20 protein-coding genes are annotated in these 22,729 nt (G+C 71.2%); 7 read left to right on the top strand and 13 right to left on the bottom strand.

Annotated features, from left to right (window positions below):
• Position 1: 1 nt before the first annotated feature.
• The gene (locus CHC05_RS38840) at positions 2-2,179 is read left to right on the top strand and encodes an MMPL family transporter (protein WP_089255664.1); all 2,178 of its coding nucleotides are present in this window, start codon (positions 2-4) and stop codon (positions 2,177-2,179) included.
• 13 nt (positions 2,180-2,192) lie between these two features.
• Here the strand turns inward: CHC05_RS38840 and CHC05_RS38835 are convergent, their stop codons facing one another.
• Both CHC05_RS38835 and CHC05_RS38830 read right to left on the bottom strand, forming a co-directional pair.
• Entirely contained in the window at positions 2,193-2,462 is a 270-nt protein-coding gene (locus tag CHC05_RS38835) for a DUF1905 domain-containing protein (protein ID WP_089255663.1), read from the bottom strand.
• The gene (locus CHC05_RS38830) at positions 2,459-3,067 is read right to left on the bottom strand and encodes a TetR/AcrR family transcriptional regulator (RefSeq protein WP_218824818.1); all 609 of its coding nucleotides are present in this window, start codon (positions 3,065-3,067) and stop codon (positions 2,459-2,461) included. Before CHC05_RS38830 ends, CHC05_RS38835 begins: the two co-directional genes overlap by 4 nt.
• Before the next feature lie 317 nt (positions 3,068-3,384).
• On the opposite strand from CHC05_RS38830, the gene CHC05_RS38825 reads away from it, so the two are divergent.
• Positions 3,385-7,692, top strand: a complete 4,308-nt coding sequence (locus tag CHC05_RS38825; protein WP_089255661.1) for a discoidin domain-containing protein — start codon at positions 3,385-3,387, stop codon at positions 7,690-7,692.
• A gap of 102 nt (positions 7,693-7,794) precedes the next feature.
• Here CHC05_RS38825 and CHC05_RS38820 read toward each other — a convergent pair whose 3' ends face one another.
• From CHC05_RS38820 to CHC05_RS38810, 3 genes are all read right to left on the bottom strand, one after another.
• Complete coding sequence (locus tag CHC05_RS38820) at positions 7,795-8,529, bottom strand: nuclease-related domain-containing protein (RefSeq protein ID WP_089255660.1); 735 nt, start codon at positions 8,527-8,529, stop codon at positions 7,795-7,797.
• Positions 8,530-8,631: 102 nt separating this feature from the next.
• Entirely contained in the window at positions 8,632-9,318 is a 687-nt protein-coding gene (locus tag CHC05_RS38815) for a DUF305 domain-containing protein (RefSeq protein ID WP_089255659.1), read from the bottom strand.
• Positions 9,319-9,517: 199 nt separating this feature from the next.
• A complete protein-coding gene (locus tag CHC05_RS38810) occupies positions 9,518-11,503 on the bottom strand; it encodes an LVIVD repeat-containing protein (RefSeq protein ID WP_089255658.1) in 1,986 nt (661 codons plus the stop codon).
• Positions 11,504-11,764: 261 nt separating this feature from the next.
• On the opposite strand from CHC05_RS38810, the gene CHC05_RS38805 reads away from it, so the two are divergent.
• Positions 11,765-12,319 carry an Lrp/AsnC family transcriptional regulator gene (locus tag CHC05_RS38805; RefSeq protein ID WP_089255657.1) on the top strand — a complete coding sequence of 185 codons (555 nt, stop codon included), beginning with the start codon at positions 11,765-11,767 and terminating at the stop codon, positions 12,317-12,319.
• Here the strand turns inward: CHC05_RS38805 and CHC05_RS38800 are convergent.
• The 5 genes from CHC05_RS38800 to CHC05_RS38780 form a co-directional block, all read right to left on the bottom strand.
• Positions 12,316-13,101 carry an SDR family oxidoreductase gene (locus CHC05_RS38800; protein WP_089255656.1) on the bottom strand — a complete coding sequence of 262 codons (786 nt, stop codon included), beginning with the start codon at positions 13,099-13,101 and terminating at the stop codon, positions 12,316-12,318. The two genes, CHC05_RS38805 and CHC05_RS38800, sit on opposite strands and share 4 nt — an antisense overlap.
• Positions 13,098-13,511: a cupin domain-containing protein gene (locus tag CHC05_RS38795; RefSeq protein ID WP_089255655.1), complete on the bottom strand. Its 414-nt coding sequence runs from the start codon at positions 13,509-13,511 to the stop codon at positions 13,098-13,100. The genes CHC05_RS38800 and CHC05_RS38795 overlap by 4 nt, the downstream gene beginning before the upstream one ends.
• The gene (locus tag CHC05_RS38790; protein WP_089255654.1) at positions 13,508-14,689 is read right to left on the bottom strand and encodes an aminotransferase-like domain-containing protein; all 1,182 of its coding nucleotides are present in this window, start codon (positions 14,687-14,689) and stop codon (positions 13,508-13,510) included. The genes CHC05_RS38795 and CHC05_RS38790 overlap by 4 nt, the downstream gene beginning before the upstream one ends.
• A gap of 103 nt (positions 14,690-14,792) precedes the next feature.
• Complete coding sequence (locus CHC05_RS38785) at positions 14,793-15,629, bottom strand: alpha/beta hydrolase (protein WP_089255653.1); 837 nt, start codon at positions 15,627-15,629, stop codon at positions 14,793-14,795.
• Positions 15,630-15,668: 39 nt separating this feature from the next.
• Positions 15,669-15,998, bottom strand: a complete 330-nt coding sequence (locus CHC05_RS38780; protein ID WP_245871449.1) for a YciI family protein — start codon at positions 15,996-15,998, stop codon at positions 15,669-15,671.
• Positions 15,999-16,096: 98 nt separating this feature from the next.
• On the opposite strand from CHC05_RS38780, the gene CHC05_RS38775 reads away from it, so the two are divergent.
• A complete protein-coding gene (locus tag CHC05_RS38775; RefSeq protein WP_089255651.1) occupies positions 16,097-16,969 on the top strand; it encodes an LLM class F420-dependent oxidoreductase in 873 nt (290 codons plus the stop codon).
• On the opposite strand, the gene CHC05_RS38770 is transcribed toward CHC05_RS38775, so the two are convergent.
• Positions 16,966-18,003, bottom strand: a complete 1,038-nt coding sequence (locus CHC05_RS38770; RefSeq protein ID WP_245871447.1) for a TRM11 family SAM-dependent methyltransferase — start codon at positions 18,001-18,003, stop codon at positions 16,966-16,968. The genes CHC05_RS38775 and CHC05_RS38770 overlap by 4 nt on opposite strands.
• A gap of 86 nt (positions 18,004-18,089) precedes the next feature.
• Between CHC05_RS38770 and CHC05_RS38765 the strand changes: the two genes are divergently transcribed.
• The 3 genes from CHC05_RS38765 to CHC05_RS38755 are packed head-to-tail and all read left to right on the top strand — an operon-like array spanning position 18,090 to position 20,730.
• Positions 18,090-18,824: a class I SAM-dependent methyltransferase gene (locus tag CHC05_RS38765; protein ID WP_144022977.1), complete on the top strand. Its 735-nt coding sequence runs from the start codon at positions 18,090-18,092 to the stop codon at positions 18,822-18,824.
• 25 nt (positions 18,825-18,849) lie between these two features.
• Positions 18,850-19,551 carry a permease prefix domain 1-containing protein gene (locus CHC05_RS38760; RefSeq protein WP_089255649.1) on the top strand — a complete coding sequence of 234 codons (702 nt, stop codon included), beginning with the start codon at positions 18,850-18,852 and terminating at the stop codon, positions 19,549-19,551.
• 12 nt (positions 19,552-19,563) lie between these two features.
• Positions 19,564-20,730, top strand: a complete 1,167-nt coding sequence (locus CHC05_RS38755; RefSeq protein WP_089255648.1) for a CaiB/BaiF CoA transferase family protein — start codon at positions 19,564-19,566, stop codon at positions 20,728-20,730.
• Here CHC05_RS38755 and aroQ read toward each other — a convergent pair.
• Positions 20,720-21,169, bottom strand: coding sequence for a type II 3-dehydroquinate dehydratase (gene aroQ, locus CHC05_RS38750; protein ID WP_089255674.1), 450 nt, complete (start codon positions 21,167-21,169; stop codon positions 20,720-20,722). The two genes, CHC05_RS38755 and aroQ, sit on opposite strands and share 11 nt — an antisense overlap.
• Positions 21,169-22,698, bottom strand: a complete 1,530-nt coding sequence (gene zwf / locus CHC05_RS38745; RefSeq protein WP_089255647.1) for a glucose-6-phosphate dehydrogenase — start codon at positions 22,696-22,698, stop codon at positions 21,169-21,171. Before zwf ends, aroQ begins: the two co-directional genes overlap by 1 nt.
• Between the last annotated feature and the right edge of the window lie 31 nt (positions 22,699-22,729).

Below are 22,729 nucleotides of genomic sequence, written 5' to 3'. Positions count from 1 at the left end.
AATGGCTACCTTGCTCTATCGGCTCGGCCGCGCCTCGTACCGTCGCCGCAGGCTGGTTGTCCTGCTCTGGCTGGTTTTGCTTGTCGCGCTCGGGGGTGCGGCGCTTGCCTTCAAGGGGCCGACGTCCAGCAACTTCACCATGCCCGGGACCGAGTCGCAGCGGGCTATCGACTCGTTGCGGCAGGAGTTTCCGGAAGGGGCCGGGGCCGTCGGGCTCATCGTTGTCGCCGCGCCCGAGGGGCGCACGTTGACCGACGGGCCGCTTACCCAGGCCGTTCACGAGGTGGTGGAGGAGGCCAAGCAGCTGCCCGGCGTCGTCGGCGCGGTTGACCCCTTCCAGAGCAAGGCCATTTCCCAGGACACGCGGTACGCGCTGATCCAGGTCCAGTTCGCCGAACGCGCCGACGAGCTCACTGAGGCGCAGCGCACCGCGTACGAGGAGACCGGTGCCGCCGCCGTGAAGGCCGGGCTGCGGGTCGGGCACGCCGGCGAGGTGATGAACTCTCCGCCCGAGGTCGGTGGCACCGAGGCGATCGGCGTCGCCATCGCGCTCGTCGTGCTGTTGGTGACCTTCGGCTCGCTCGTGGCCGCCGGTATGACGATGCTCAACGCGCTCATCGGCGTCGCGGCGGGCATGGCCGGGCTGTACGCGCTCAGCAGCGTCGTCGAGCTCACCAGCGTGACCCCGGTCCTCGCGCTGATGCTCGGTCTCGCGGTCGGCATCGACTATTCGCTGTTCATCACGTCGAGGCACCGCCAGAACCTGGGTGAGGGCGTCGACCCAGAGGAGGCGGCGGCCCGTGCGGTCGGCACCGCCGGCTCGGCCGTCGTCTTCGCGGGCATCACCGTCGTCATCGCGCTGGCCGGTCTGGCCATCGTGGGGATCCCGTTCCTCAGCGCGATGGGTCTGGCCGCGGCCGGCACCGTGGCTGTCGCCGTGCTGGTCGCGATCACGCTGCTGCCCGCGTTGCTCGGGTTCGCCGGGCTCAAGATCCTGCCGCGGAAGCAGCGGGGCACGGCACCGCAGCAGCACAAAGAGGGCTTCGGCTTCCGGTGGGCGAGGCTGGTGCGGCGCGGCCGCATCCCGGTGATCCTGGTCGGCATCCTCGGCCTCGGCGCCCTGGCGCTGCCCGCCGCCGACATGCGGCTCGCGCTGCCGGACGCCGGCGCCGGCCCGGAGGGCACGCCCGCCCGCATCGCCGCCGACCTGGTCTCGGAGGGCTTCGGGCCCGGCTTCAACGGCCGGATCACGCTCGTCGTCTCCAGCGACTCGGCCGACACGACGGCCGCGGCGCTGGCCAAGGTCGGTCCGGCGCTGGATGGCACGCCCAACCTCGTCGCGGTCACCCCGCCCACGATGAGCGGCGACCAGCGGACCGCGCTGCTCGGCATCATCCCCAAGGAAGGGCCGACCGCCGAGACCACCGAGACGCTGGTGCACGACGTGCGGGCCAAGACGCACGGCCTCGGCGGCGCGGACGTCTCGGTGACCGGGCAGACGGCCGTGGGTGTCGACGTCTCGGAGAAGCTCGCCGACGCGCTTCCGATCTATCTGCTGATCGTCGTCGGGCTGTCGGTGCTGCTGCTGATGCTGGTCTTCCGGTCGATCCTGGTGCCGGTCAAGGCCGCGCTCGGTTTCCTGCTGACCGTCGGCGCCACGTTCGGCATCACCGTCTGGATCTTCCAGGAGGGGCATCTGGCCGACCTGCTCGGCATCGGTACGCCCGGGCCGCTGATCAGCTTCCTGCCGATCCTGCTGGTGGGCATCCTGTTCGGACTCGCGATGGACTACGAGGTCTTCCTCGTGTCCCGGATGCGCGAGGACCACGTGCACGGAGCCGACGCCCAGCACGCCACGATCTCGGGCATGGGTCACGGAGCAAGGGTGGTGACGGCTGCGGCCCTGATCATGATCAGCGTGTTCGCGGGGTTCGTGCTGATCGACGACCCGATCATCAAGTCGATCGGGTTCGCGTTGGCGCTCGGCGTCGCGATCGACGCGTTCGTCGTCCGGATGACCATCGTCCCGGCCGTGATGTCGCTGCTTGGTCGGGCCGCTTGGTGGCTGCCGCGCTGGCTCGACCGGGCGCTGCCCAACGTCGACATCGAGGGCGAGAAGCTCCGCGCGGAGCTCGTCGAGCCCGAGGTCCGCGAGCCGGTGGGGGCCGGTCACCGCTGACCCCGAGCGGAGGTCACCGGCGCGCTGTCAGGTGCACGGTGACCTCCGCTCCGGCTTCCTTGCCCACCGTCTTCTTCAGCGCCGCGCGCACCGGGAGCCAGTGTGGGCCCTGGCCCGACGGCATCAGGGTCGACTCGAACGGGTGGCCGTCGATCGTGCCGCTGACCTTGACCGGTTTGCGGGTGCCGAGGAGTTCGTGGGAGCCCGGCAGTTCGATGTAGGTCGGGAACGCGCCGTCCACCCGGATCGGGGCCGTGAAGGTGGCGTCGAGCTGGTCGGTCATGTGGATCCTCCAGAGGTCAGGCCTTCGATGACGGTGTCGACCACATAGGACGCCAGCGCGTCCAGCGTGGCCGGGTCCTGGCGGCGGAGCGGACCGCGGGTGGTCAGGTCGGCGAAGCCGTGCACCGTCGACCAGCACGCCCACTCGGCGTGCGCGCGCCGAGCAGCCGGCAGCCCGCCCGACGCCACCAGCCCGTCGAGCGCGTCGAGCAGGAGCTGGAACGGAGCGGGGAACGGGCCGTTCGTCCCGGGCGGGCCGTCGTCGCGGGTCAGGATGGCGAGCTCGAACCAGCCGCGTTCCGTACGCGCGAAGTGGATGTAGCCGAGACCGACCGCGCGTAGCCGGTCCAAGGGCGACGCCGACGGCGCGATCCGGGCGCGCATCGCGTCCGCCAGCAGGTCCTGCGCCTCCAGGGCGACCGCCAGCACCAACGCCTGGCGGTCGGCGAAGTGCCGGTACGCGGCGTTGGGGGAGACACCGACCGCGCGGGTCAGCTCGCGCATCCCCAAGGCCGCGGCGCCACCGGTGCGCGCCACCCGGAGGCCCTCCGCGATCAGCGCGGCCCGTAGGCCACCGTGGTGGTACGACACCCTGGAAGGGTCCACGACTCTGGTGTACGGTGTCAACATTGCTCGGGTGGACATCGTCCACACCAGAGCGGCCCGCGCGGACCGGGGCGACCGGGGAGGCCGGCGTCGCCGGTCAGGAACGCCCACACGGGGGCGGTCCGCGTGAGTGCCGCCCCGAGTCTTTCCCCAGGCGAAGCATCGATTGGCGTCCACGTGTTGACGGTTTCCGTAGCACGTCGGTAACCTGACGCCCAACTTGCCGCAAGATTGCGACAGAGTCATGAAAACTCTGTCGTGCACCTCTGGAATTTTCGCGCAGCGCATCCCCGTCCCCCTCTGCGAAAAGGACAGCGATGAGACGTACCCGGATTCTGGCCGTCGCCCTCGCGGCGGCCCTGGTCACCGTGGGTTGGCAGGTGCCGGCCTCCGCGGCCGGTGGTCCCAACCTCGCGCTCGGCAAGACCGCCTCGGCCAGCTCGACCAACGGCGGCTTCGGCGCCGGCAACGTCAACGACGGCAACGCGGGCAGCTACTGGGAGAGCTCCGGCGCGTTGCCGCAATGGGCCCAGATCGACCTCGGCGCCAGCACCAGCATCGACCAGGTGGTGCTCAAGCTGCCCGCCGGCTGGGGCGCCCGCAACCAGACCGTCACGCTCCAGGGCAGCACCAACGGCACGTCGTTCAGCACGCTGAGCGGCCCGACGAGCCAGGCCTTCAACCCGGGCAGCGGCAACACCGTGACGATCAACTTCACCGCGACCAGCACCCGGTACGTGCGTGCGAGCATCTCCGCCAACACCGGCTGGGGTGCGGCGCAGCTGTCCGAGCTGGAGGTCTACGGCGCCGGCACCGGCGGCACGGGCAACCTCGCGCAGGGCAAGGCGACCGCCGAGAGCGGGCACGCCGACGTCTACGGCTCCGGCAACGTCGTCGACGGCAACCAGGGCACCTACTGGGAGAGCACCAACAACTCGTTCCCCGAGTGGGTGCAGGTCGACCTCGGCTCCGCCCAGACCGTCAACCGGGTCGTGCTGAAGCTCCCGACCAGCGGCTGGGGCACCCGCACCCAGACGTTGAGCGTGCAGGGCAGCACCAACGGCACGTCGTTCACGGACCTGGCCGGCTCGCAGACCTACACGTTCAACCCGGCCGTGGCCGGCAACTCGGTGACCATCACGTTCAACCAGGCCACCACGCGGTACGTGCGGATCAACGTCACCGCCAACAGCGCGTGGCCGGCGGGGCAGCTCTCCGAGGTCGAGGTCTACGGCCCGGGCGGCACCACGCCGGACACCACCCCGCCGAGCGTGCCCGGCACGCTCTCGTACACGGTGTCAGGGACGACCATCACGCTGAGCTGGGGCGCGTCCACCGACACCGGCGGCAGCGGCCTGGCCGGCTACAACGTCTACCGCGACGGCACGCAGATCGCGACGGCCGGCACCGGGACGTCCTACCAGGACAGCCAGCCGGCGACGGCGACCGTGTCCTACTACGTGCGGGCGCGGGACAACGCCGGCAACCTGTCGGGCAACAGCAACACGGTCACCCGCACCGGCACCCAGCCCGGTGACACCACGCCGCCGAGCACGCCCGGCACGCTCAGCCACAGCACCAACGGGACCACGATCACGCTGAGCTGGGGCGCGTCCACCGACACCGGCGGCAGCGGCCTGGCCGGCTACAACGTCTACCGCAACGGCACGCAGATCGCGACCGCCGGCACCGCGACGTCCTACCAGGACACTCAGCCGGCGACGGCGACCGTGTCCTACTACGTGCGGGCCCGCGACGGCGCCGGCAACCTGTCCGGCAACAGCAACACCGTCACCCGCACCGGCACTCAGCCGCCGGGCTGCACCAACGTGGCCGCCGGCAAGACCATGAGCGCGACCGGCTCGACCTTCACCTTCACGCCGGAGAAGGCCAACGACGGTCAGCTCGGCACCTACTGGGAGGGCGGTGGCGGCTACCCGCAGGACCTGACCGTTGCCCTCGGCGCCAACCACGGCATCACCGGCGTCAACGTCAAGCTGAACCCGGACGGCGCGTGGGGCACCCGTACCCAGACGATCCAGGTCCTCGGTCGTGACCAGGCCGGCTCGACCTTCACCAGCCTGGTGGCGGCGACCGCGTACCAGTTCGTCCAGGGCAACAACGTCGTGGCGATCCCGGTCTCGGCGACGGCCGCGGACGTGCGGCTGCGGTTCACCTCCAACACCGGCGCCCCGGGCGGTCAGGTCGCGGAGCTCGAGGTCTGCGGCACCCCGGCACCCAACCCGGACCTGGTGGTCGACTCGGTGAGCTGGAGCCCGGCCTCCCCGAACGAGAGCAGCGCGATCACGCTGTCGGCGACCGTGCGCAACGCGGGCACCGCGGCGGCCGGCGCGACCACCGTCAACTTCAGCCTCGGCGGCCTGGTCGTCGGCTCGGCGAACGTCGGCGGGCTCGCGGCGGGTGCGTCCCAGACCGTCACCTTCAACGCGGGCACCCGCTCGCAGGGCAGCTACGCGGTGAGCGCGGTGGTCGACCCGACCAACACGGTCATCGAGCAGAACGACACCAACAACAGCGCCACGGCGTCGGCGCAGCTCGTCGTCGCCCAGGCGCCGGGGCCGGACCTGCAGGTCACGGGCATCACCAACAACCCGTCGAACCCGGCGGTCGGCGCGGCAGTCTCCTTCACCGTCAGTGTCAACAACCGCGGCACGACCGCCGCGGCCGCGTCCGTGACCCGCCTGACCGTTGGCTCGACGACGCTCAACACCAACACCGGCACGATCGCCGCCGGTGCCACCGCGACGGTGGCCGTCAGCGGCACCTGGACGGCGACCAGCGGCGGCGCGACCATCACGGCCACGGCCGACGCGACCAACGTGGTGGCGGAGACCAACGAGACCAACAACACCCGTACCCAGGCCATCGTGGTCGGTCGGGGTGCCGCCACCCCGTTCACGTCGTACGAGGCCGAGAACGGCCAGTACACCGGCACGCTGGTCGAGGCCGACGCGCTGCGGACGTTCGGGCACACCAACTTCGGCACCGAGTCGTCGGGCCGCAAGTCGGTGCGGTTGACCAGCCAGGGCCAGTACGTGCAGTTCACCTCGACCGTGCAGACGAACTCGATCGTGGTGCGCAACTCGATCCCGGACTCCGCGAGCGGTGGCGGCACCACGGCGACGATCAGCCTCTACGCCAACGACCAGTTCGTGCAGAAGCTGACCCTGTCGTCGCGCAACAGCTGGCTCTACGGCACGACCGACGACACCGAGAGTCTGTCGAACAGCCCGCAGGCCAACGCCCGCCGGCTCTTCGACGAGTCGCAGGCGCTGTTGCCGTCCTCGTACCCGGCGGGCACGCGGTTCAAGCTCCAGCGCGACGCCGGTGACGACGCCGCGTTCTACTACCTCGACCTGATCGACCTCGAGCAGGTCGCGCCGGCGCTGAGCCAGCCGGCGGGCTGCACCTCGATCACGTCGTACGGCGCGGTGCCGAACGACAACGTCGACGACTCGGGCGCGATCCAGCGCGCGGTCACCGACGACGAGAACGGCGTCATCTCCTGCGTGTGGATCCCGGCCGGGCAGTGGCGCCAGGAGCAGAAGATTCTCTCGCCGGACCCGACCCGCGGCACGTACAACCAGAAGGGCATCCGCAACGTCGTGATCCGCGGCGCCGGCATGTGGCACACGAAGCTCTACACGAACACCGAGCCGCAGAACGTGCAGGGCAACATCAACCACCCGCACGAGGGCAACGTCGGCTTCGACATCGACGACAACACGCAGATCTCCGACCTGGCCATCTTCGGCATGACCACCAACCGGGCCAACCGGGGCCACGGCATCAACGGCCGGCTGGGCAAGAACACGAGGATCAGCAACGTCTGGATCGAGCACCTCAACGTCGGTGCCTGGGTCGGCCGGGACTACTCGGACACGCCCGCCTACTGGAACCCGGGCGACGGGCTGCAGTTCTCCGGGATGCGGATCCGCGACACGTACGCCGACGGCATCAACTTCGCCAACAGCACCCGCAACTCGACGGTGTTCAACTCGTCGTTCCGCACCACGGGCGACGACTCGCTGGCCGTCTGGTCGAGCACCTACGTCAAGGACCAGGCGACCGACATCGGGCACGACAACCACTTCACCAACAACACGATCGCCTTGCCGTGGCGGGCGAACGGCATCGCGATCTACGGCGGCTACGGCAACACCATCGAGAACAACCTGGTGTACGACACGATGAACTACCCCGGGATCATGCTGGCGACCGACCACTCGCCGCAGCCGTTCAGCGGTACGACGCTGATCGCCAACAACGGCCTCTACCGGTGTGGCGGGGTGTTCTGGGGTGAGCAGCAGGAGTTCGGCGCGATCACGCTGTTCGCACCGGGCCAGCCCATCCCCGGCGTGGTCATCCGGGACTCGGAGATCGTCGACTCGACCTACGACGGCATCCAGTTCAAGACCGGCGGCGGCCGGGTCACGGCCACGATCAGCAACGTACGCATCGACAGGTCCAACAACGGCGCGGGCATCCTCGCGATGAGCGGCGCGCAGGGCAGCGCGACGCTGTCCAACGTGACGATCACCAACTCGGCGGACGGCGACATCGTCCGGCAGCCGGGCACCCAGTTCGTCATCACACAGCAGTAGAACGAAGGAGCACGGTGCTCCTCGGTGGTTCGGCCACCGGGGAGCACCGCCGTGTGTCGGCGCCGCTGGTGGAACAGGCGGCCGTGGCGCACGACGTCGGGGTCAGGCCCGGCGGTGGCGGCGGCGTTGGTGGAACAGATGGTCTCGGCGGACCAGGTCGGCGACCTCGCCGGCGGCCAGCGGCGCCGCGTAGCGGGCCAGCGCGTCGAGCAGGTGGTGCGGGTGGGTGCCGACGAGGCTGACCGTCGGGTCCTGGCAATGGCCCAGCCGGGCCTGTTCGTGGGTGAGCACGACGGCCGTGCGCACCGGGACGTCGTGCCGGTTGCGGCGCAGCCAGGCCGCCAGGTCGTCGGCGATGTCGTTGACGCGGCGCGGCAGGGCCCGCCCCGCCGGGTCGACCGCCCGCCCGGTCTCCACGCTGTGCCCGCGGGCGTCGAGCTTCTCCCACCACCACTGGTCGCCGACCGCGTGCAGGCGGATCCGGCGTCGCTCGACCTCCACCGCCCAGATGCCGTGCGGGCCGACCAGCACGTGGTCGGTGCCGCCCCGGCGGTTGCGGTAGCCGCGCAGCATCACCCACTCGTCGGGCAGCACGCCGAGGGCGGCGGTCAGGGGATCCTCGCCCAGCACGCCGGTCGTACGCCGCGGGGCCCGATCGTGGGTCAGCAGGACCTCCTGCCAGCTCACGCGGGCACGCAGGACCGGGTCGCGGGCCAGCGGTGCGTCGAGCCGTCGCCACCGCCGGACGCGGGCCCACAGCTGCCGCGCCGCCGTCGAGGTGCTGGCCAGCCAGGGCTCGCGCGGCGCGGTGTGGTCGGAGAGCATCTCGACCCGCATGGCCCCCGTGCCCCTTCCGCATCGAAGAATCGACCTACTCCTATCACGTTGAGTGCCTATATCGCTACCCAAAGCGACGAAGTGATGCGGAAGTGGGGCGTTTCAGCCGGCGCGCGCGGCCAGCATGTCGCGCATCCGGCGCACCTCGATGGACTGGTCCGCGTTGACCTCGCGGGCGACCCGGTCGGCCGCGGACTCGACGCCGCCGCCGTCGCGGTAGAGCTGCCCGACCATCGTGATCGCGCCCTCGTGGTGGCGGATCATCAGCTCGAGGAACAGCTTGTCGAAGGCGGGCCCGCTGGCCGCCGCGAGCGCCGACAGATCGGTGGCGTCGAGCATGCCCGGCATCAGGCCGCCGTGGCCGACGTGGTCCGCGTGCGGCTCGGGCAACGGCTCGCCGCGGTCGACCAGCCACTGCTGGAGCTGGGCGATCTCGTCCTTCTGCGACACCTCGATCCGCTTGGCGAGCTGCGGGATGTCCGTGCTCGGGCTGCGGCCGGCGACCAGCGCGGTCAGCTCCAGCGCCTGCAGGTGGTGCGTGACCATCTTGCGCATGAAGTCGGCGTCAGCCGGCGCGTGCGGCGGTGCCGACAAGCGCGTGAGCTCCTCGGGGGAGAGGGTGCGGGAGTCCTGACCGGGCGCGCCGGGCTGCACCACCCGGCCCGGCGAGGGCGGGGTGCGGGTAGCGCTGGACTCGTCGCGGTTGGCCGCGACCGAGATCCCGACAGCACCCGCGATCAGCGCGGCGGCGACCAGCGACACGACTACAGCACGGCGGTTGACCTGCATGGACCTTCGTCATCTCCGATGCGCATATGGAAGCAGAGCAAAGGCTGGAATGACAGGGCGCCCACCCCTGCGGGGGGAGCAGGGATGAGCGCCCTGAGTTGGCACGCGATCAGGTGGCCGGGCGGACCGGCCACCTTTACGCGCCACCGGCGTGGCGCCCGGTCAGCGGGGGGAGCTGAGGCGGGCGCCACATGCGGCGTCAGTCCAGCGCGGCGCACTGGCCGACGGCCAGTCCGCGCACCTTGTTCTTCGAGCCGACGTTGATCGGCGTCGGGTTGTTGCCGGTGCAGGACAGCACGCCGAACACGTCGTTGCCGGCGATGACCGACGCGATGCCCGGCGTGCGGGCGCCGCTGAACGACACCGCGCCCCGGATCGTCGAGTCGACGACCGCCAGGCTGCCGGTCGTGCCGCTGACCGCCATGGCGCCGTTGATCGTGCTGTCGTACAGGTGCACCGCGGACGCCGACGACGACGCCACGGCGCCGTTGATCGTCGAGTTGATCGCCAGCAGCGAGGCTCCCGGCCGCACCGTGATCGCACCCCGGACGGTGGCACCGTCGAGGCAGGTCACGCCGTCGGCCACCACGATGCCGTTGCGGTTGCCCGTGATCGTCGTGGTGCAGGTGCGGACGAGCTGGTCGAACCGCGCCCGCGTGTTCGCCAGGCTCGGCGTCCACGTGAACTTCTGCTGGTGCTGCGGGTTGGTCTGCGGCACCTGGACCTCGCGGGCGGCCGCGATCTCGGCGGCGGAGAGGAACTCGCTCGGCTTGAGCCCGAAGGTGTCGAAGCCGCGCGCGATCTCACTGCCGTAGACCTGGCCGTTGTGCCAGTAGGCCGACCAGAAGCCACCGAGGGACAGGGCGTTCGGGTTGACCGGGCCGCGGTCGAAGAAGGCGATCTCCTTCGGGTTGGCCGAGTCGGTGAAGTCCAGCACCGACAGGCCGCCCTGGTACCAGGCCTGGACCATGATGTCGCGGCCGGGCACGGGGAGCAGTGAGCCGTTGTGGGCCACGCAGTTCTCGACGACGGTCTGCGGCACCGGCAGCTTGTAGTAGCTGCGGAACTGCATCTTGCCGTCGACGATGTCGAAGATGGCGTTGGCGCCCCACGACGGCAGGTCGGTGTCGCGGCACCGGGCACCGGTGCCACCGCCCCACTCGTCCGTGAAGATGACCTTGGTGCCGTCGTTGTTGATCGTCGCCGAGTGCCAGTACGCGAAGTTCGGGTCGGCGACCTCGTCGAGCCGCTTCGGGTTGGCCGGGTCGGAGATGTCGATCAGGATGCCGTTGCCCTCACAGGCGCCGGCGGCCAGCCCGATCGCCGGGTACGACGTGATGTCGTGGCAGGCGTCGGTGACCGGCGACGGGCTCCAGTTGGTGCCCGACGGGTGGCGCGGGGTCTGCGGCGCGTTCTGCAGGCCGTCGACCGCCCCGGTCGTCTCGTCGGCGAACAGCCGCGGGTTGTTGACGACCGCCGCCTCCGAAGGTGCCGCGACCGGGACCTTGATGACGTCGATCCGCCAACGGGACGGGTCGACGCCGGACGCCGGGTTGTTGTTGCAGCCGGCCAGGCCGTCGGTGCGGACGCCGGCGGTGCCCGACACGTAGACGTACACGTTGTCGGTGTCGCCCGGCTTGGTCACCAGCGAGTGCGTGTGCGAACCGCGGCAGAGCTGGACCGCCGCCACCTGCTGCGGGTCGGTCACGTTGCTGATGTCGAAGACGCGGACGCCCTGGAACCGGGTGCCCACGGCGGGGTTCGTGCCACAGTCGACGCGGCCGCGGGTCTCCTCGACCGACATGAAGAGCAGGTTGCCGAAGACGGAGACGTCGCCCTGACCGCCGGGGCAGACCACGGTGGTCAGAATGGACGGTGCGGACGGGTTCGCCACGTCGAAGACGGTGAAGCCGTTGTAGCCGCCCATGAACGCGACGTTGCCCTTGAAGGCGAGGTCGGAGGCGACGTAGGAGAAGTTCGACGGGTTGGCCGGGTCGAACGATCCGGCCGGCTTGTCGACGTGCGCCAGGCGCTCGATGTTGCTGGCGGCCTCTTGCGCGTCGAGCCAGCCACCGGTGAGCCCGATCCGCGGATCCGGGTCTGCGGCGGCGGCACCCGGGGTGAACGCCAGGACGAGGAGCGCCGCCGCGGTAGCGGCGAAGCCCTTTCTGAGGGTGATGGCCATGCGGTGCCTCTCGGGGCAGGGGGACCGAAAGTGCGGTCGGGTAACGACCGCCTCGCACCGCACACGTTATATCGAACAGTGGACATCAGATAATGCCTTACGGCCAACTTTTCGTGGGCGGGTTCGCACGATCACTTGCCAAGTCACCGTCGTCCGGCGGCAGGCGTGAGCAGATGAGCCGCATAAGTCGGGCATGCGGGATTAGGGCCCGACCCCTTACGGTCAGTTTGGCCGGATAGCCCGCACCGTTATAGTTCCCGCGTGACGGAAGACGTGCCGAAAAAGCGCAGCCCGCTGGCGGCGATCGCAGATGTCGTGAGCACGCCGGTGGCGACCGCCGCACTCGACGCGATCGACCTCCGCCTACTCGAGTTGCTCGTCCAGGATGCCCGGACCAGCCAACGCGGGCTCGCCCGCGAACTGCAGATGTCGCCGCCCGCGGTCGGCGACCGGATCGCGCGGTTGGAACGGCTCGGCGTCATTCGCGGTTATCGCGCGGACATCGACTGGGCCGCCTTGGGCTTTCCGATGCAGGTTTTCCTGTCGGTTATCGCCGCCACCGACCAGGCGTCGATTATCCGCGCGCTGCACGCCATCCCGGAGGTCGAGGAAGTCAGCGTCGTCACCGGTTCGATCGACCTGCTGGCCAGACTCCGCGTACGCGACCAGGCGCACCTGCGCGCCATCCTGCTCGAGGGCATCTGGCAGATTCCCGGTGTCTCCCGCACCGAGACGTTGCTGAGCCTCGCGGAGACACCGCGCAAGGACTTCGTGCACGGCCTGATCGCGGAGCTCCGCGAAGAGCGTGCGGGCTAGGAGAACTTGCCCATCCCGCCCGCCACGTCGATCGAGGCGCCGGTGATGTAGCTCGCCCGGTCGCCGGCCAGGAACGCCACGAGGCCAGAGACCTCGTCGACCGTGCCGAACCGGCCCAGCGGCACCTCCTGCGCGGCGAGCTTGGCGAAGAACGCCTCCTCGCTGAGCTCCGGCGCCCGCCGGGCCCGGATGTTCGCCCACTGCGGCGTCACCACGAACCCGATGTTCACGCTGTTGACCAGGATGCCCTCCGGCCCGTACTGCTGGGCCAGCACCTTGGTCAGGTTGTGGCACGCGGCGCGGTTGACCGAGGTCGCGAAGAACGTGGGGTCGGGATAGCGGGCGTACACCGCGTTGACGTTGATGACCCGCGGCGCGGCGCTGCGACGCAGGTGGGGCAGTGCCGCCCGGGTGCACCGGATCTGCGAGAACAGCTTGACGTCGAGGTCGGCCTTCCAGTCCTCGTCGGTCAGGTCCTCGAAGCCGCCCGGGTGGGCGCCGCCGGCGTTGTTGACCAGCACGTCGATGCCACCGTGCTCGGCCGCTACCGCCGCGACCAGCGCTTCCACCGCGTCGGCGGAGGTCACGTCGCAGACGTGCCCGGACACCGGAGAGCCATCCACTTCGGACAGCGACTTGACGGCCGCGGCCACCTCGTCCGGCGTACGCGCGCAGATGGCAACCGAGGCGCCCTCGGCCAGGAGTTCGGCGGCGATGGCGTACCCGATGCCCTTGCTGCCCCCGGTGACCAGGGCGTGCCGGCCGGTCAGCCCGAGCTTCACGCGTCGCCCTTTTCCAGGGCCGCACGCGCCTGGTCGAGCAGCGTGGCCCGCGGCGGCGTGAAGAAGTCGACCTCCAGGCAGGGCGTGCCGGTGGTACGCGCGCCGTGCGGCACCCACGGCGGGATCACCGCGACGTCGCCGGGCTTGAGCACCCGGACGTCGCCGTCGACCTCGAACTCGATCTCGCCCTCGAGGACCAGCACGACCTGCTCCTCCTCGTGCGTGTGCAGCGGTGCCTCGGCGTGCGCCTCGAACTGCACGAAGTTGAGCAGGCTCCGCTCGCCCAGCACCGGCTGGAAGTTCAGCCCCGGCAGGATCTCGTGCGGGTCGATCTTCGTGCGGTCGACGAACCGGCCGGGCGTGGTCGGCGTGCCGCCGGTGCTGCCGAAGTGCGAGTCCGCGTTGGTCATGCGCCTGCTCCTAACAGAAGGCCGAGCCGCCGGGTACCTTCGGCGATCTCGTCGGGGGTGGTCGCGCTGAACGCCAGCCGCAACCTGTTGTGCGTGTCGCGGCGGGGGTGGAACGGGGCGCCGGGCACGTAGGCGATGCCGACCTCGCGGGCCCGGGGGAGCAGGGCAGCGGTGTCCAGGTCGGCCGGGCCGGTCAGCCACGTGAAGAAGCCGCCGCCCGGCTCGCTCCACGAGAACTCCGGACCCAGGTGCTTGGTCAGGCCGGCCGACATCGCGGCCCACCGCTCGGCGTAGGCCGCCCGGGCCCGGTCGAGCTGGGCGTCGAGCCGGCCGGCGCGCAGGAACGACTCGGCCAGCCACTGGCCGAAGCCGCCGGCGCACTGGTCGGAGTTCTGCTTGGCGCGCACCAGGTGCGGGATCAGCGTCGCCGACCCGGCCGCCCAGCCGAGCCGGACGCCCGGGAACAGGATCTTCGAGAACGTGCCGACCTGGACCACCACGTCGGGGGCCAGCGACCAGAGCGACGGGCGGTGCTCGCCGGTGAAACCGAGCTCCCGGTACGCGACGTCCTCCACCACCAGCAACCCGTGCCGCCGCGCCAGCGCGACGATCTCGTGCCGGCGCTGCGTCGACAGCCAGGCACCGGTCGGGTTCTGGAAGTCGGGAATCACGTACAGCAGCTTGGGCGCCGGACCCGTGGCCAGGGCCTCCTCGAGCGACGCCGGGTCGAGCCCGTCGCGGTCCGCCCGGACTGAGTCAACCTTTGCCTCGAAGCCGCTGAACGCGGTGATCGCGCCGAGGTAGGTGGGCGACTCGACCAGCACCCGGTCGCCTGGGTCGAGCAGCGTCCGGCAGATCAGCTGGAGCGCCTCGATGCCGCCGCTGGTCACCATCAACCCGTCCGGCGCGACGCCCTGCGACGAGGTGATCCACGAGGCGAGCGCGTCCCGGAACGAGGCGAGCCCTTCGGTGGGCGTGTACTGCAGCGCCACGGGGGCCGCCCCGCCGAGCTCTTTGTCGGCGACCTCGCGGACGAACTCGACCGGGAAGATCTCGTGCGCCGGAAAGCCGCCGGAGAAGGTGATCAGCCCCGGGGCGTTGACGAGCGAGAGGATCGCGCTCAACTCGTCGCCGCTGCCGGCCGCCCGGCGGGCGAGGCGCAGGTCAAGGTTGCTCACGGCGGCCTCCGATGAACCAAGCGTTCGGTCGGTGACCGTAACATCGGGTCATCCGGAAGACCAAGAGCCAATGCAGCCTTACATCAGCCGCGATAAAACGGGCCTACTGCGGCCGTAGCAGGGCGTCGAGCCGGGCCGCGAACTCCGGCACCCGCTGGCCGAAGCCGCCGTGGTCGCCGGGCATCGGGACCGTCGGTGCGGCCAGGCGCTCGCCGAGCGCGTACGCGGCCCGGAACGGCGGCTGGCCCACGGACGCCTCGCCCGCCGCCGGCACGATCCGGACCGGGCCGCCGCGCAGGGTCGCGTAGTCCGGGGTGTAGCGCGCGAAGGGCGGGACCTCGTACCCGATGAAGAAGGCGAAGTTCTTCTCTAAGCGGCCGAACATCTCGAGGGTCTCCGGATCGGGGGCCTCGGCGGGGCCGCCGCCCGGTGCCCGGTCGTCCTCCTCGGCCGGGCCCATGTCGAGGCCGCGGCCCAGCACGGCGTTGGCGGCCTCGGGCCCGTCTGCGGCGAACGTCTTCTCGACCTCGTCGATCACGGACCGGAAATGGTCGCGTTCCGGCAGCAGGTCGAACAGGGGCGGCTCGTGCGCGACCAGCGTGCGCACCCGGTCCGGATACCGGGCGGCCAGGTCGAGCCCGATGATCGCGCCGGAGCTGTTGCCGAACACGTGGGCCGGGCCGCCGCCGACCGCGTCGAGCAGCGCGGCCGCGTCGTCGGCGTGTTCCGGCAGCGACTGCGGCCCGGGCGGGCCGTCCAGCGGGCTGCGCGAGTTGCCGCGCCGGTCGTAGGTGACCACCGTGTAGCGGTCGCTCAGTGCACGGGCCAGCCCGGCGTAGCCGGCGGCGTCGTAGACACCGCCGCACACCAGCAGCAGGGTGGGTCCGGTGCCGCGCACCTCGTGGTGGAGCGTGGCACCGGGAACCTTCAGCGTCGTCATGCCGATACGTCGGAGCCGGCCCGGCCGCTTCGACACGGGTCAGCCCAGGATCTGCCGGACCTCCATCGCGCCCCACTCCGAATCGGGCCAGCGGGCCGCGATCTCGATCGCCCGCTCCTCGGTGGCGACGTCGACCGCGATGTAGCCCGCGAACTGCTCCTTGGCCTCGATGAACGGGCCGTCTGTGGTGACCGGGGAACCTTCGCGCAGGCGGACTGTCTTGGCCGCGCCGGCCAGGGCCTCGCCCCGGATCAGCTCGCCCGACGCGGTCAGCTCCGCCATGATCGTGTCGACCTCGCCGAACAGTCGGGTGCGCTCCTGCTCGGACAGCGCGTCGATGGCGGCCGGGTTGTTGTAGATCAGCAGCATGTACTTCACGGGCGCCAACGATAGACGCCAGGCCTCGCGGAGTGGTCCATAAGGGGGATAGCGTCGGTTTACCGACCCCCCAGGAGGATGATCCCCCAATGCTCGCTGGAGTCCATTTCATCAACTTCACCCTGCCCGGCGGAGCCGCCGCGATCGCCCCGACACTTACCGCCACGGCCCGGGCCGCCGAGGACGGAAGCTGCGCGACGTTCACGCTGATGGACCACTGGTTCCAGATGGAGCACGTCGCCGACGCGCGCGACCCGATGCTCGAGGGCTACACCGCGCTCGGCTTCCTCGCCGGCCGCACCAGCCGGATCAACCTCGGGCTGATGGTCACCGGCGTGACCTATCGCCACCCAGGCCTGCTGGCCAAGACGGTCAGCACGCTCGACGTGCTCTCCGGCGGACGCGCGACCTTGGGCCTCGGCGCCGCCTGGTACGAGCGCGAGCACCACGCGATGGGCGTGCCGTTCCCGCCGGTCAGCGAGCGGTTCGAGCGGCTCGAGGAGACCCTGCGGATCTGTCGCCAGATGTGGTCGCCGGAGGACGGGCCGTTCGAGGGCAAGCACTACCGGCTGGCCGAGACGATCTGCGAGCCGCAGCCCGTCTCCGAGCCGCGGCCACGGGTGCTGGTCGGCGGCATGGGCGAGAAGAAGACGCTGCGGCTGGTCGCCCAGTACGCCGACGCGTGCAACCTGTTCGCCGAGAACCACGACCAGGTGGCGCACAAGCTGCGCGTGCTGGCCGACCACTGCGCCGCGGTCGGCCGCGACCCGCTGGAGATCCAGAAGACGATCATCGGCCACGGTGACCCGATCAACGCGCCGGACCAGTTCCTGTTCGACATGGAGGGGTACGCCAAGCTCGGCGTCGAGCTCGTCGAGATGGTGCCGCGCGGCAGCGACCCGGTGGGCTGGACGACGACGTTCTGCGAGAAGGTGGTGCCCCGCCTGGCCGAGATCGGCTAGTCGGGCTTCCTCGCGATCAAAATGTCCCGGCGGATGGCCTGGTCGACGCGGTGCACCAGCCGGCGGTGGGCGTCCGAGTCCACCACCCGCAGGCCCGCGTCTTCCAGCGCTTCCGCGGCGTCGGCGCGGTCGGCCACGTTCGTGTTCCAGGACAGGCCGAGCGCGCCGCCGGGGCGCAGCACCCCGGCCCAGACCGGCGCCGCGGCCCGCAGCAGGTCCAGCGGGTCGCGGGTCAGGCCGCGGTCGGCGGTGCGGCTGCCGTGCTGCACGCCGTAGGGCGCGTCCGCCACCACCAGGTCGACGGAGCGCGGCTTCCAGAACTCGAGCGTCCGGGTGGTGTCCGCGTTGATCATGTCGATCCGCTGTGTGTCGCCGGCCTTGTGCGCCTCTTTCGTGGCGGCCAGCGTGATCTGCAGCCGCCGGCCGACCACCTTCCCGTTGCGCCGCACCGGCCCGCTCTCGGTGCGGTGCTTGATCCGCTTCTCCTTGAGCCAGCGCTGGATGAAACCGCTGTACGCCTCGTAGTCCTTCTGGTCGCGGTCCACGCCGTACGCGTCGTAGCCGTACATCATCGCCTGGTGCAGTGTCGTGCCGCGGCCGGCGAGCGGGTCGAGCACCGTCAGCCGCCGGTCGAGCATCGCGCCGGCGAACGCCGAGCCCATCACGGTCGCGTTGAGCAGCAGCTTGGTGAACTGCTCGTTGGTCTTGCCGGCGTACTTCGGAATGGTGATGAGGTCGTCGTCGAACCGGTCGAGCCGGACCAGCGGCACCGGCCGCAGCAGCCCGCCGCCCTCGATCGCGAACAGCGCGTAGATGGACGACAGGTTGGCCAGGTACCGGATCGCGCGCTCGTCGAGCTCCCGCGACTCGAACGTCACGTACGGCACACCGGCGAGCTCGTCGGACGTGATGTCGCCGAGGTCACCGCCGAGCACCGCGTCGGCGAAGATCTCCAGCTCGGCGCCGGTCAGCCCGACGGAGGACTCGGCGTAGACCCGGTTGGCGGACGGCAGGATCAGCATCGCGTATCGCATGGTGCGCTGATTTTAGGCAGTGCCGAATGGCTCAGCTGTCGGATGCCGGGGTGCGCGCCGGGCGGTCGGGATGATAGGTACGACGGGTGACAGAAGTGCCAGAGCGGCTCCGCCGCACCGGCTCGCGCGACCGGCTACGGCTCGGTTACCCCGACGAGCTCGTCGCCGACGTCCTGGCGTACGCCCGCCTGGACGGTCAGCCGGCACTGGAGGTGGGTGCCGGCAGCGGTCGGGCGACGATGAAGTTCGTCGCCCGCGGCATCAAGATCACTGCCGTCGAGCCGAACGCGCGCCTCGCGGCCGTCCTCACCCGGCGCGTGGCGGGTGCGCCGGTCACGGTGGCCGTCAGCACCTTCGAGGACTACGTGCCGGACCGCCGGTTCGGGCTGCTGTTCAGCGCGCAGGCCTGGCACCGGGTCGATCCCGCGGTGCGGTGGCGCAAGGCGGCCGAGGCGGTCACCCCGGGCGGCGTGGTCGCGCTCTTCTGGAACCGCGAGCGTCCCGCCGACCGGGCGGTCAACGACGAGATCAGGGCCGCGCACCAGGTGTACGCGCCGCGGATCCCGTTCGACCGGGAGATGCTGCCGGACCCGCCGCCGTGGCCCGGCATCCACGGCCTGGCCCACCGCGACTCGCACGTCTACCGCTGGCAGGTCACGATGCCCACGGTGGACTTCGTCGCCACGCTCGCCACCCGGTCGGCCTACACGACGCTGGAGCCCGAGACCCGCTCGACGCTGTTCGCCGACATCCTCCGGCGGCTCGACAACGAGGTCCGGGTCGCCGTCGACACGGAGCTCTACCAAGCACGTACCCGTTGACCGGCCCGGCCGGCACAATGGACACGTGACCGCGATCGACAGCTACGTCCGCGAGCTCGACCGCCGGCTGCACGGTCCGCGCCGGCGCAAGGCCGACCTGATCGTCGAGGTACGTGACGGGCTGCGCGACGCGGCCGACGCGGTGCTGGCCGACTCGCCGGAGGTCGGCCCGGCCGAGGCCGAGCGCCAGGCCGTCGAGGAGTTCGGGCCGGTGCCGGCGTTGGCGCCGGAGTTCCAGACCGAGTTGGCCGTCGCGCAGGCCTGGCGCACCGCCTGGGTGTTCGCGATCGCGCTGCCGCTGGTGATGGCCGTGACCACGCTGATGTGGCGGGGCGGCGGCACCAGCATCGAGCCCGGCCCGGCCTACCTCGACGTGGCGCGGGCCACCGACCTGTTCCTGGTCGCCGCGAGCGTCAGCTTCGCGGTCGCGCTGCTGGCGCTGCGCCTGCTGGCCCGGCGCGCCACGTCGCCGGTCGCGTTGGTGCGGGCCGTCGGCGGCGCCGCGCTGGTCACCGTGCTGGCGATGATGGGCAGCGGCGTCTTCCTCACGATGGGCGCACCCGGCGCGGGCACCTCGCTGTGGGGCGCGCTGGTCGGCGGTCTGCCCACCCTGCCGGGCTATGGCCTGCTGCTCTATCTGGGCGTGCGCTGCCTGCGACTGACCCGCCCACGTAGGCCTGGGGCCGGACGCCCGTCCCGACGCCCGGCCCCAGTCCCTTCAGCTTAAGGCCAACCGCACATGTCCAGTGGTCCGCTATCCGGCCTGAGTGTCGTCGAACTCGCCGGCATCGGTCCGGCGCCGTACGCCGCCATGCTGCTCGCCGACATGGGCGCCGACGTGGTCCGGGTCGACCGGCCCGACGGGCCCGCCCCCGAGTACCCGCCCAACCCGGTGCTCGACCGGGGTCGCCGGTCGATCGCGCTCGACCTGAAGGCGCCCGAGGGTGTCGAGCTGTTCATGCGCCTGGTCGCCCGGGCCGACGTGCTGGTGGAGAGCTACCGGCCGGGTGTCGCCGAGCGGCTCGGCATCGGTCCGGTGCCGTGTCTCGCGGTGCGGCCCGGGCTGGTCTACGCCCGGATGAGCGGGTGGGGGCAAACGGGGCCCTTGGCCGACGCCGCCGGGCACGACATCAACTACATCAGCCTGACGGGCGCGCTGGCCGCGCTCGGCCGGGCCGGTGGGCCACCGCAGCCGCCGATGAACCTGGTCGGCGACTTCGGTGGCGGCGCGCTCTTCCTGGTCTACGGGATCATGTGCGCCCTGTGGGCCGGCGGCGGCCGGGTGGTCGACGCCAACGTGCACGACGGCACCACCTCGCTGCTCGCGATGGTGCAGGGGTTCCGCGCGGCCGGGCTCTGGTCCGACCGGCGGGGCACCAACCTGATCGACACCGGCTGCCCGTACTACGACGTCTACCGCTGCGCCGACGGCGGGTACGTGGCGGTCGGCGCGATCGAGCGCCGGTTCTTCGTCAACCTGCTGACCGGGCTCGGGCTGGCGGACGACGCCGACCTGGTGGCCGCGCACCGCGACCCGTCGCGGTGGCCGGCGCTCCGTTCCACGCTGACGACCGCATTCGCCGGGGCGACCCGCGACGAGTGGGCGGAGCGGTTCGCCGGCCGCGACGCGTGCGTGACACCGGTGCTGGAGCTGGCCGAGGCCGCGACAGCACCCCAGGCCGCGGCCCGCGACCTCTACGCGCCCGTGGCCGGACACAACGGCGCGGTACAGGTGACACCGACGCCGCGCTTCACCACCGACCCGGGAGTGGACCCGACCGCACCGCCGCTGCCGAGACCGGCGCCGCAGCCGGGGGAGCACACCGCGGAGATCCTCGCCGAGCTGGGCGTGTCCGAGGACGAGACGGTGGACCTGTTCGGCGCCGGTGTCGTGGCTAGCGGCTGAGCTGGTGCAGCCCCTGCAGGGCCAGCACGTAGCCGTGCACGCCGAAGCCGACCACGATGCCGCGGGCCACCGGTGAGACGAACGAGCGGTGCCGGAACTCCTCGCGGGCGTGCACGTTCGAGATGTGCACCTCGATCACCGGCAGGCTGGCGCCCTCGATCGCGTCGTGCAGGGCGATCGAGGTGTGCGTGTAGGCGCCCGCGTTGAGCACCGCGCCGATGCACTCGCCGGCCGCCACCCGGGCGCCCGCCTCCTGCACCCAGTCGACGAGCTGGCCCTCGTGGTTGGACTGGAGGAACTCGAGCTCCAGCCCGAGCTTGCCGGCCTCCTGGCGGCACAGCTCCTCGACGTCGGCGAGCGTGGTGCTGCCGTAGACCTCGGGACGCCGGGTGCCCAGCAGGTTGAGGTTGGGCCCGTTGATCACGTAGACCGAGGTCATCAGCGGCCGCCGGGGTTGTGCCACGAGCGGCCGTCGCGGGCCAGGAGCTGGTCGGCCTCGTCGGGACCCCAGGACGCGGCCTCGTACAACGGGATCCGGCCCTTGCTGTTGGCCCAGTGCTCGATGATCGGATCGACGATCCGCCAGCTCTGCAGCACCTCGTCGGAGCGGATGAACAGCGTCGGGTCGCCGATCAGCGCGTCGAGCAGCAGCCGCTCGTAGGCCTCCGGCGACTCCTCGCGGAACGTCGACTCGTAGGAGAACTCCATGGTCGCCGTGCGCACGCGGAACGAGTGGCCCGGCACCTTCGCGCCGAAGCGCAGCGTGATGCCCTCGTCGGGCTGGATGCGCAGGATCAGCGCGTCGGGCTGCAGCCCGGTCACCTGGGCGGCGCTGATCGGCAGGTGCGGCGGGCGGGTGAACTGGAGGACCACCTCGGTGACGCGGCGTGGCAGTCGCTTGCCGGTGCGCACGTAGAACGGCACGCCGGCCCAGCGCCAGTTGTCGACGTTCAGGCGCATCGCGGCGTACGTCTCGGTGCGGGACAGCGGGTCGACGCCCTGCTCGTCGCGGTAGCCGGGCATGAGGTCGCCGCTCGTGCCGCCGCGCGTGTACTGCCCGCGCACCGCGATCTGGTCGATGTCGCCGTCGGCCGGGTGCCGGATCGACTGGAGCAGCTTGACCTTCTCGTTGCGCAACGCCTCGGGCGCGAACGACGCCGGCGGCTCCATCAGCGCCAGCGCGAGCACCTGGAGCACGTGGTTCTGCACGATGTCGCGCATCGCGCCGGCGTGCTCGTAGAACCCGCCGCGGGTGCCGACGCCCAGCGTCTCGGCCACCGTGATCTGCACCTGGTCGATCCACGTGCGGTTCCAGATGGGCTGGAAGATCGTGTTGGCGAAGCGCAGCGCCATCACGTTCTGCACGGTGTCCTTGCCGAGGTAGTGGTCGATCCGGAAGACCTGGTCCTCCTCGAACCCGGCGTGGATGCGGCGGTCGAGGTCGCGGGCGCTGGCCTCGTCGTGGCCGTACGGCTTCTCGATCACGAGGCGGGCGGAGCCGCCCGGCGCGCCGGGCTGGTTGAGCCCCGCGGCGGCCAGGTTCTCGATGATCGGCACGAACGCCTGCGGCGGCGTGGCCAGGTAGAACAGCCGGTTGCCGGCGGTGCCGGTGTCGCGGTCGAAGCCGTCGAGCAGCTCGCGCAGGTGCGCGTACGTCTGCGGGTCGTCGTAGGCGCCGCTGACGTAGCGCATGGTCTCGACCAGGCCCGGCGCCTCGGCGGCGGGGCCGGCGGGGAAGCGCTGGCGGAACTCGTCGTCGGACAGGTGGCTGCGGGCCACGCCGACCAGCCGGAACTCGTCGGGCAGGCGTTTGTATTGCGCGAGCCTGGCCAGCGCCGGCATCAGCTTGCGCTCGGTCAGGTCGCCGGACGCACCGAAGATCACCACGACGCCGGGCGGGGCCTTGCGGTCGTCGCCGCCGTCCCCGTTGATCCGGATCTCGTTGGCCGGGCCAAGGTCGCCGTTCATGCGTACCCCTCGTGTCGCGCGGTCGTCGGGC

Source organism: Asanoa hainanensis (assembly GCF_900188485.1).
Classification (GTDB): Bacteria; Actinomycetota; Actinomycetes; order Mycobacteriales; family Micromonosporaceae; genus Asanoa; species Asanoa hainanensis.
The sequence above is the reverse complement of the archived record's forward strand: the minus strand, read 5'-3'. Positions and strand labels throughout refer to the sequence as shown.

Bases quoted from the DNA above. Each gene is read 5' to 3' on its own strand.
- CHC05_RS38840 (WP_089255664.1), top strand. From the start codon at position 2: ATGGCTACCTTGCTCTATCGGCTCGGCCGCGCCTCGTACCGTCGCCGC.
- CHC05_RS38835 (WP_089255663.1), bottom strand. From the start codon at position 2,462: ATGACCGACCAGCTCGACGCCACCTTCACGGCCCCGATCCGGGTGGAC.
- CHC05_RS38825 (WP_089255661.1), top strand. From the start codon at position 3,385: ATGAGACGTACCCGGATTCTGGCCGTCGCCCTCGCGGCGGCCCTGGTC.
- CHC05_RS38820 (WP_089255660.1), bottom strand. From the start codon at position 8,529: ATGCGGGTCGAGATGCTCTCCGACCACACCGCGCCGCGCGAGCCCTGG.
- CHC05_RS38815 (WP_089255659.1), bottom strand. From the start codon at position 9,318: ATGCAGGTCAACCGCCGTGCTGTAGTCGTGTCGCTGGTCGCCGCCGCG.
- CHC05_RS38810 (WP_089255658.1), bottom strand. From the start codon at position 11,503: ATGGCCATCACCCTCAGAAAGGGCTTCGCCGCTACCGCGGCGGCGCTC.
- CHC05_RS38795 (WP_089255655.1), bottom strand. From the start codon at position 13,511: ATGACCAACGCGGACTCGCACTTCGGCAGCACCGGCGGCACGCCGACC.
- CHC05_RS38785 (WP_089255653.1), bottom strand. From the start codon at position 15,629: ATGACGACGCTGAAGGTTCCCGGTGCCACGCTCCACCACGAGGTGCGC.
- CHC05_RS38780 (WP_245871449.1), bottom strand. From the start codon at position 15,998: ATGCTGCTGATCTACAACAACCCGGCCGCCATCGACGCGCTGTCCGAG.
- CHC05_RS38775 (WP_089255651.1), top strand. From the start codon at position 16,097: ATGCTCGCTGGAGTCCATTTCATCAACTTCACCCTGCCCGGCGGAGCC.
- CHC05_RS38770 (WP_245871447.1), bottom strand. From the start codon at position 18,003: ATGCGATACGCGATGCTGATCCTGCCGTCCGCCAACCGGGTCTACGCC.
- CHC05_RS38755 (WP_089255648.1), top strand. From the start codon at position 19,564: ATGTCCAGTGGTCCGCTATCCGGCCTGAGTGTCGTCGAACTCGCCGGC.
- aroQ (WP_089255674.1), bottom strand. From the start codon at position 21,169: ATGACCTCGGTCTACGTGATCAACGGGCCCAACCTCAACCTGCTGGGC.
- zwf (WP_089255647.1), bottom strand. From the start codon at position 22,698: ATGAACGGCGACCTTGGCCCGGCCAACGAGATCCGGATCAACGGGGAC.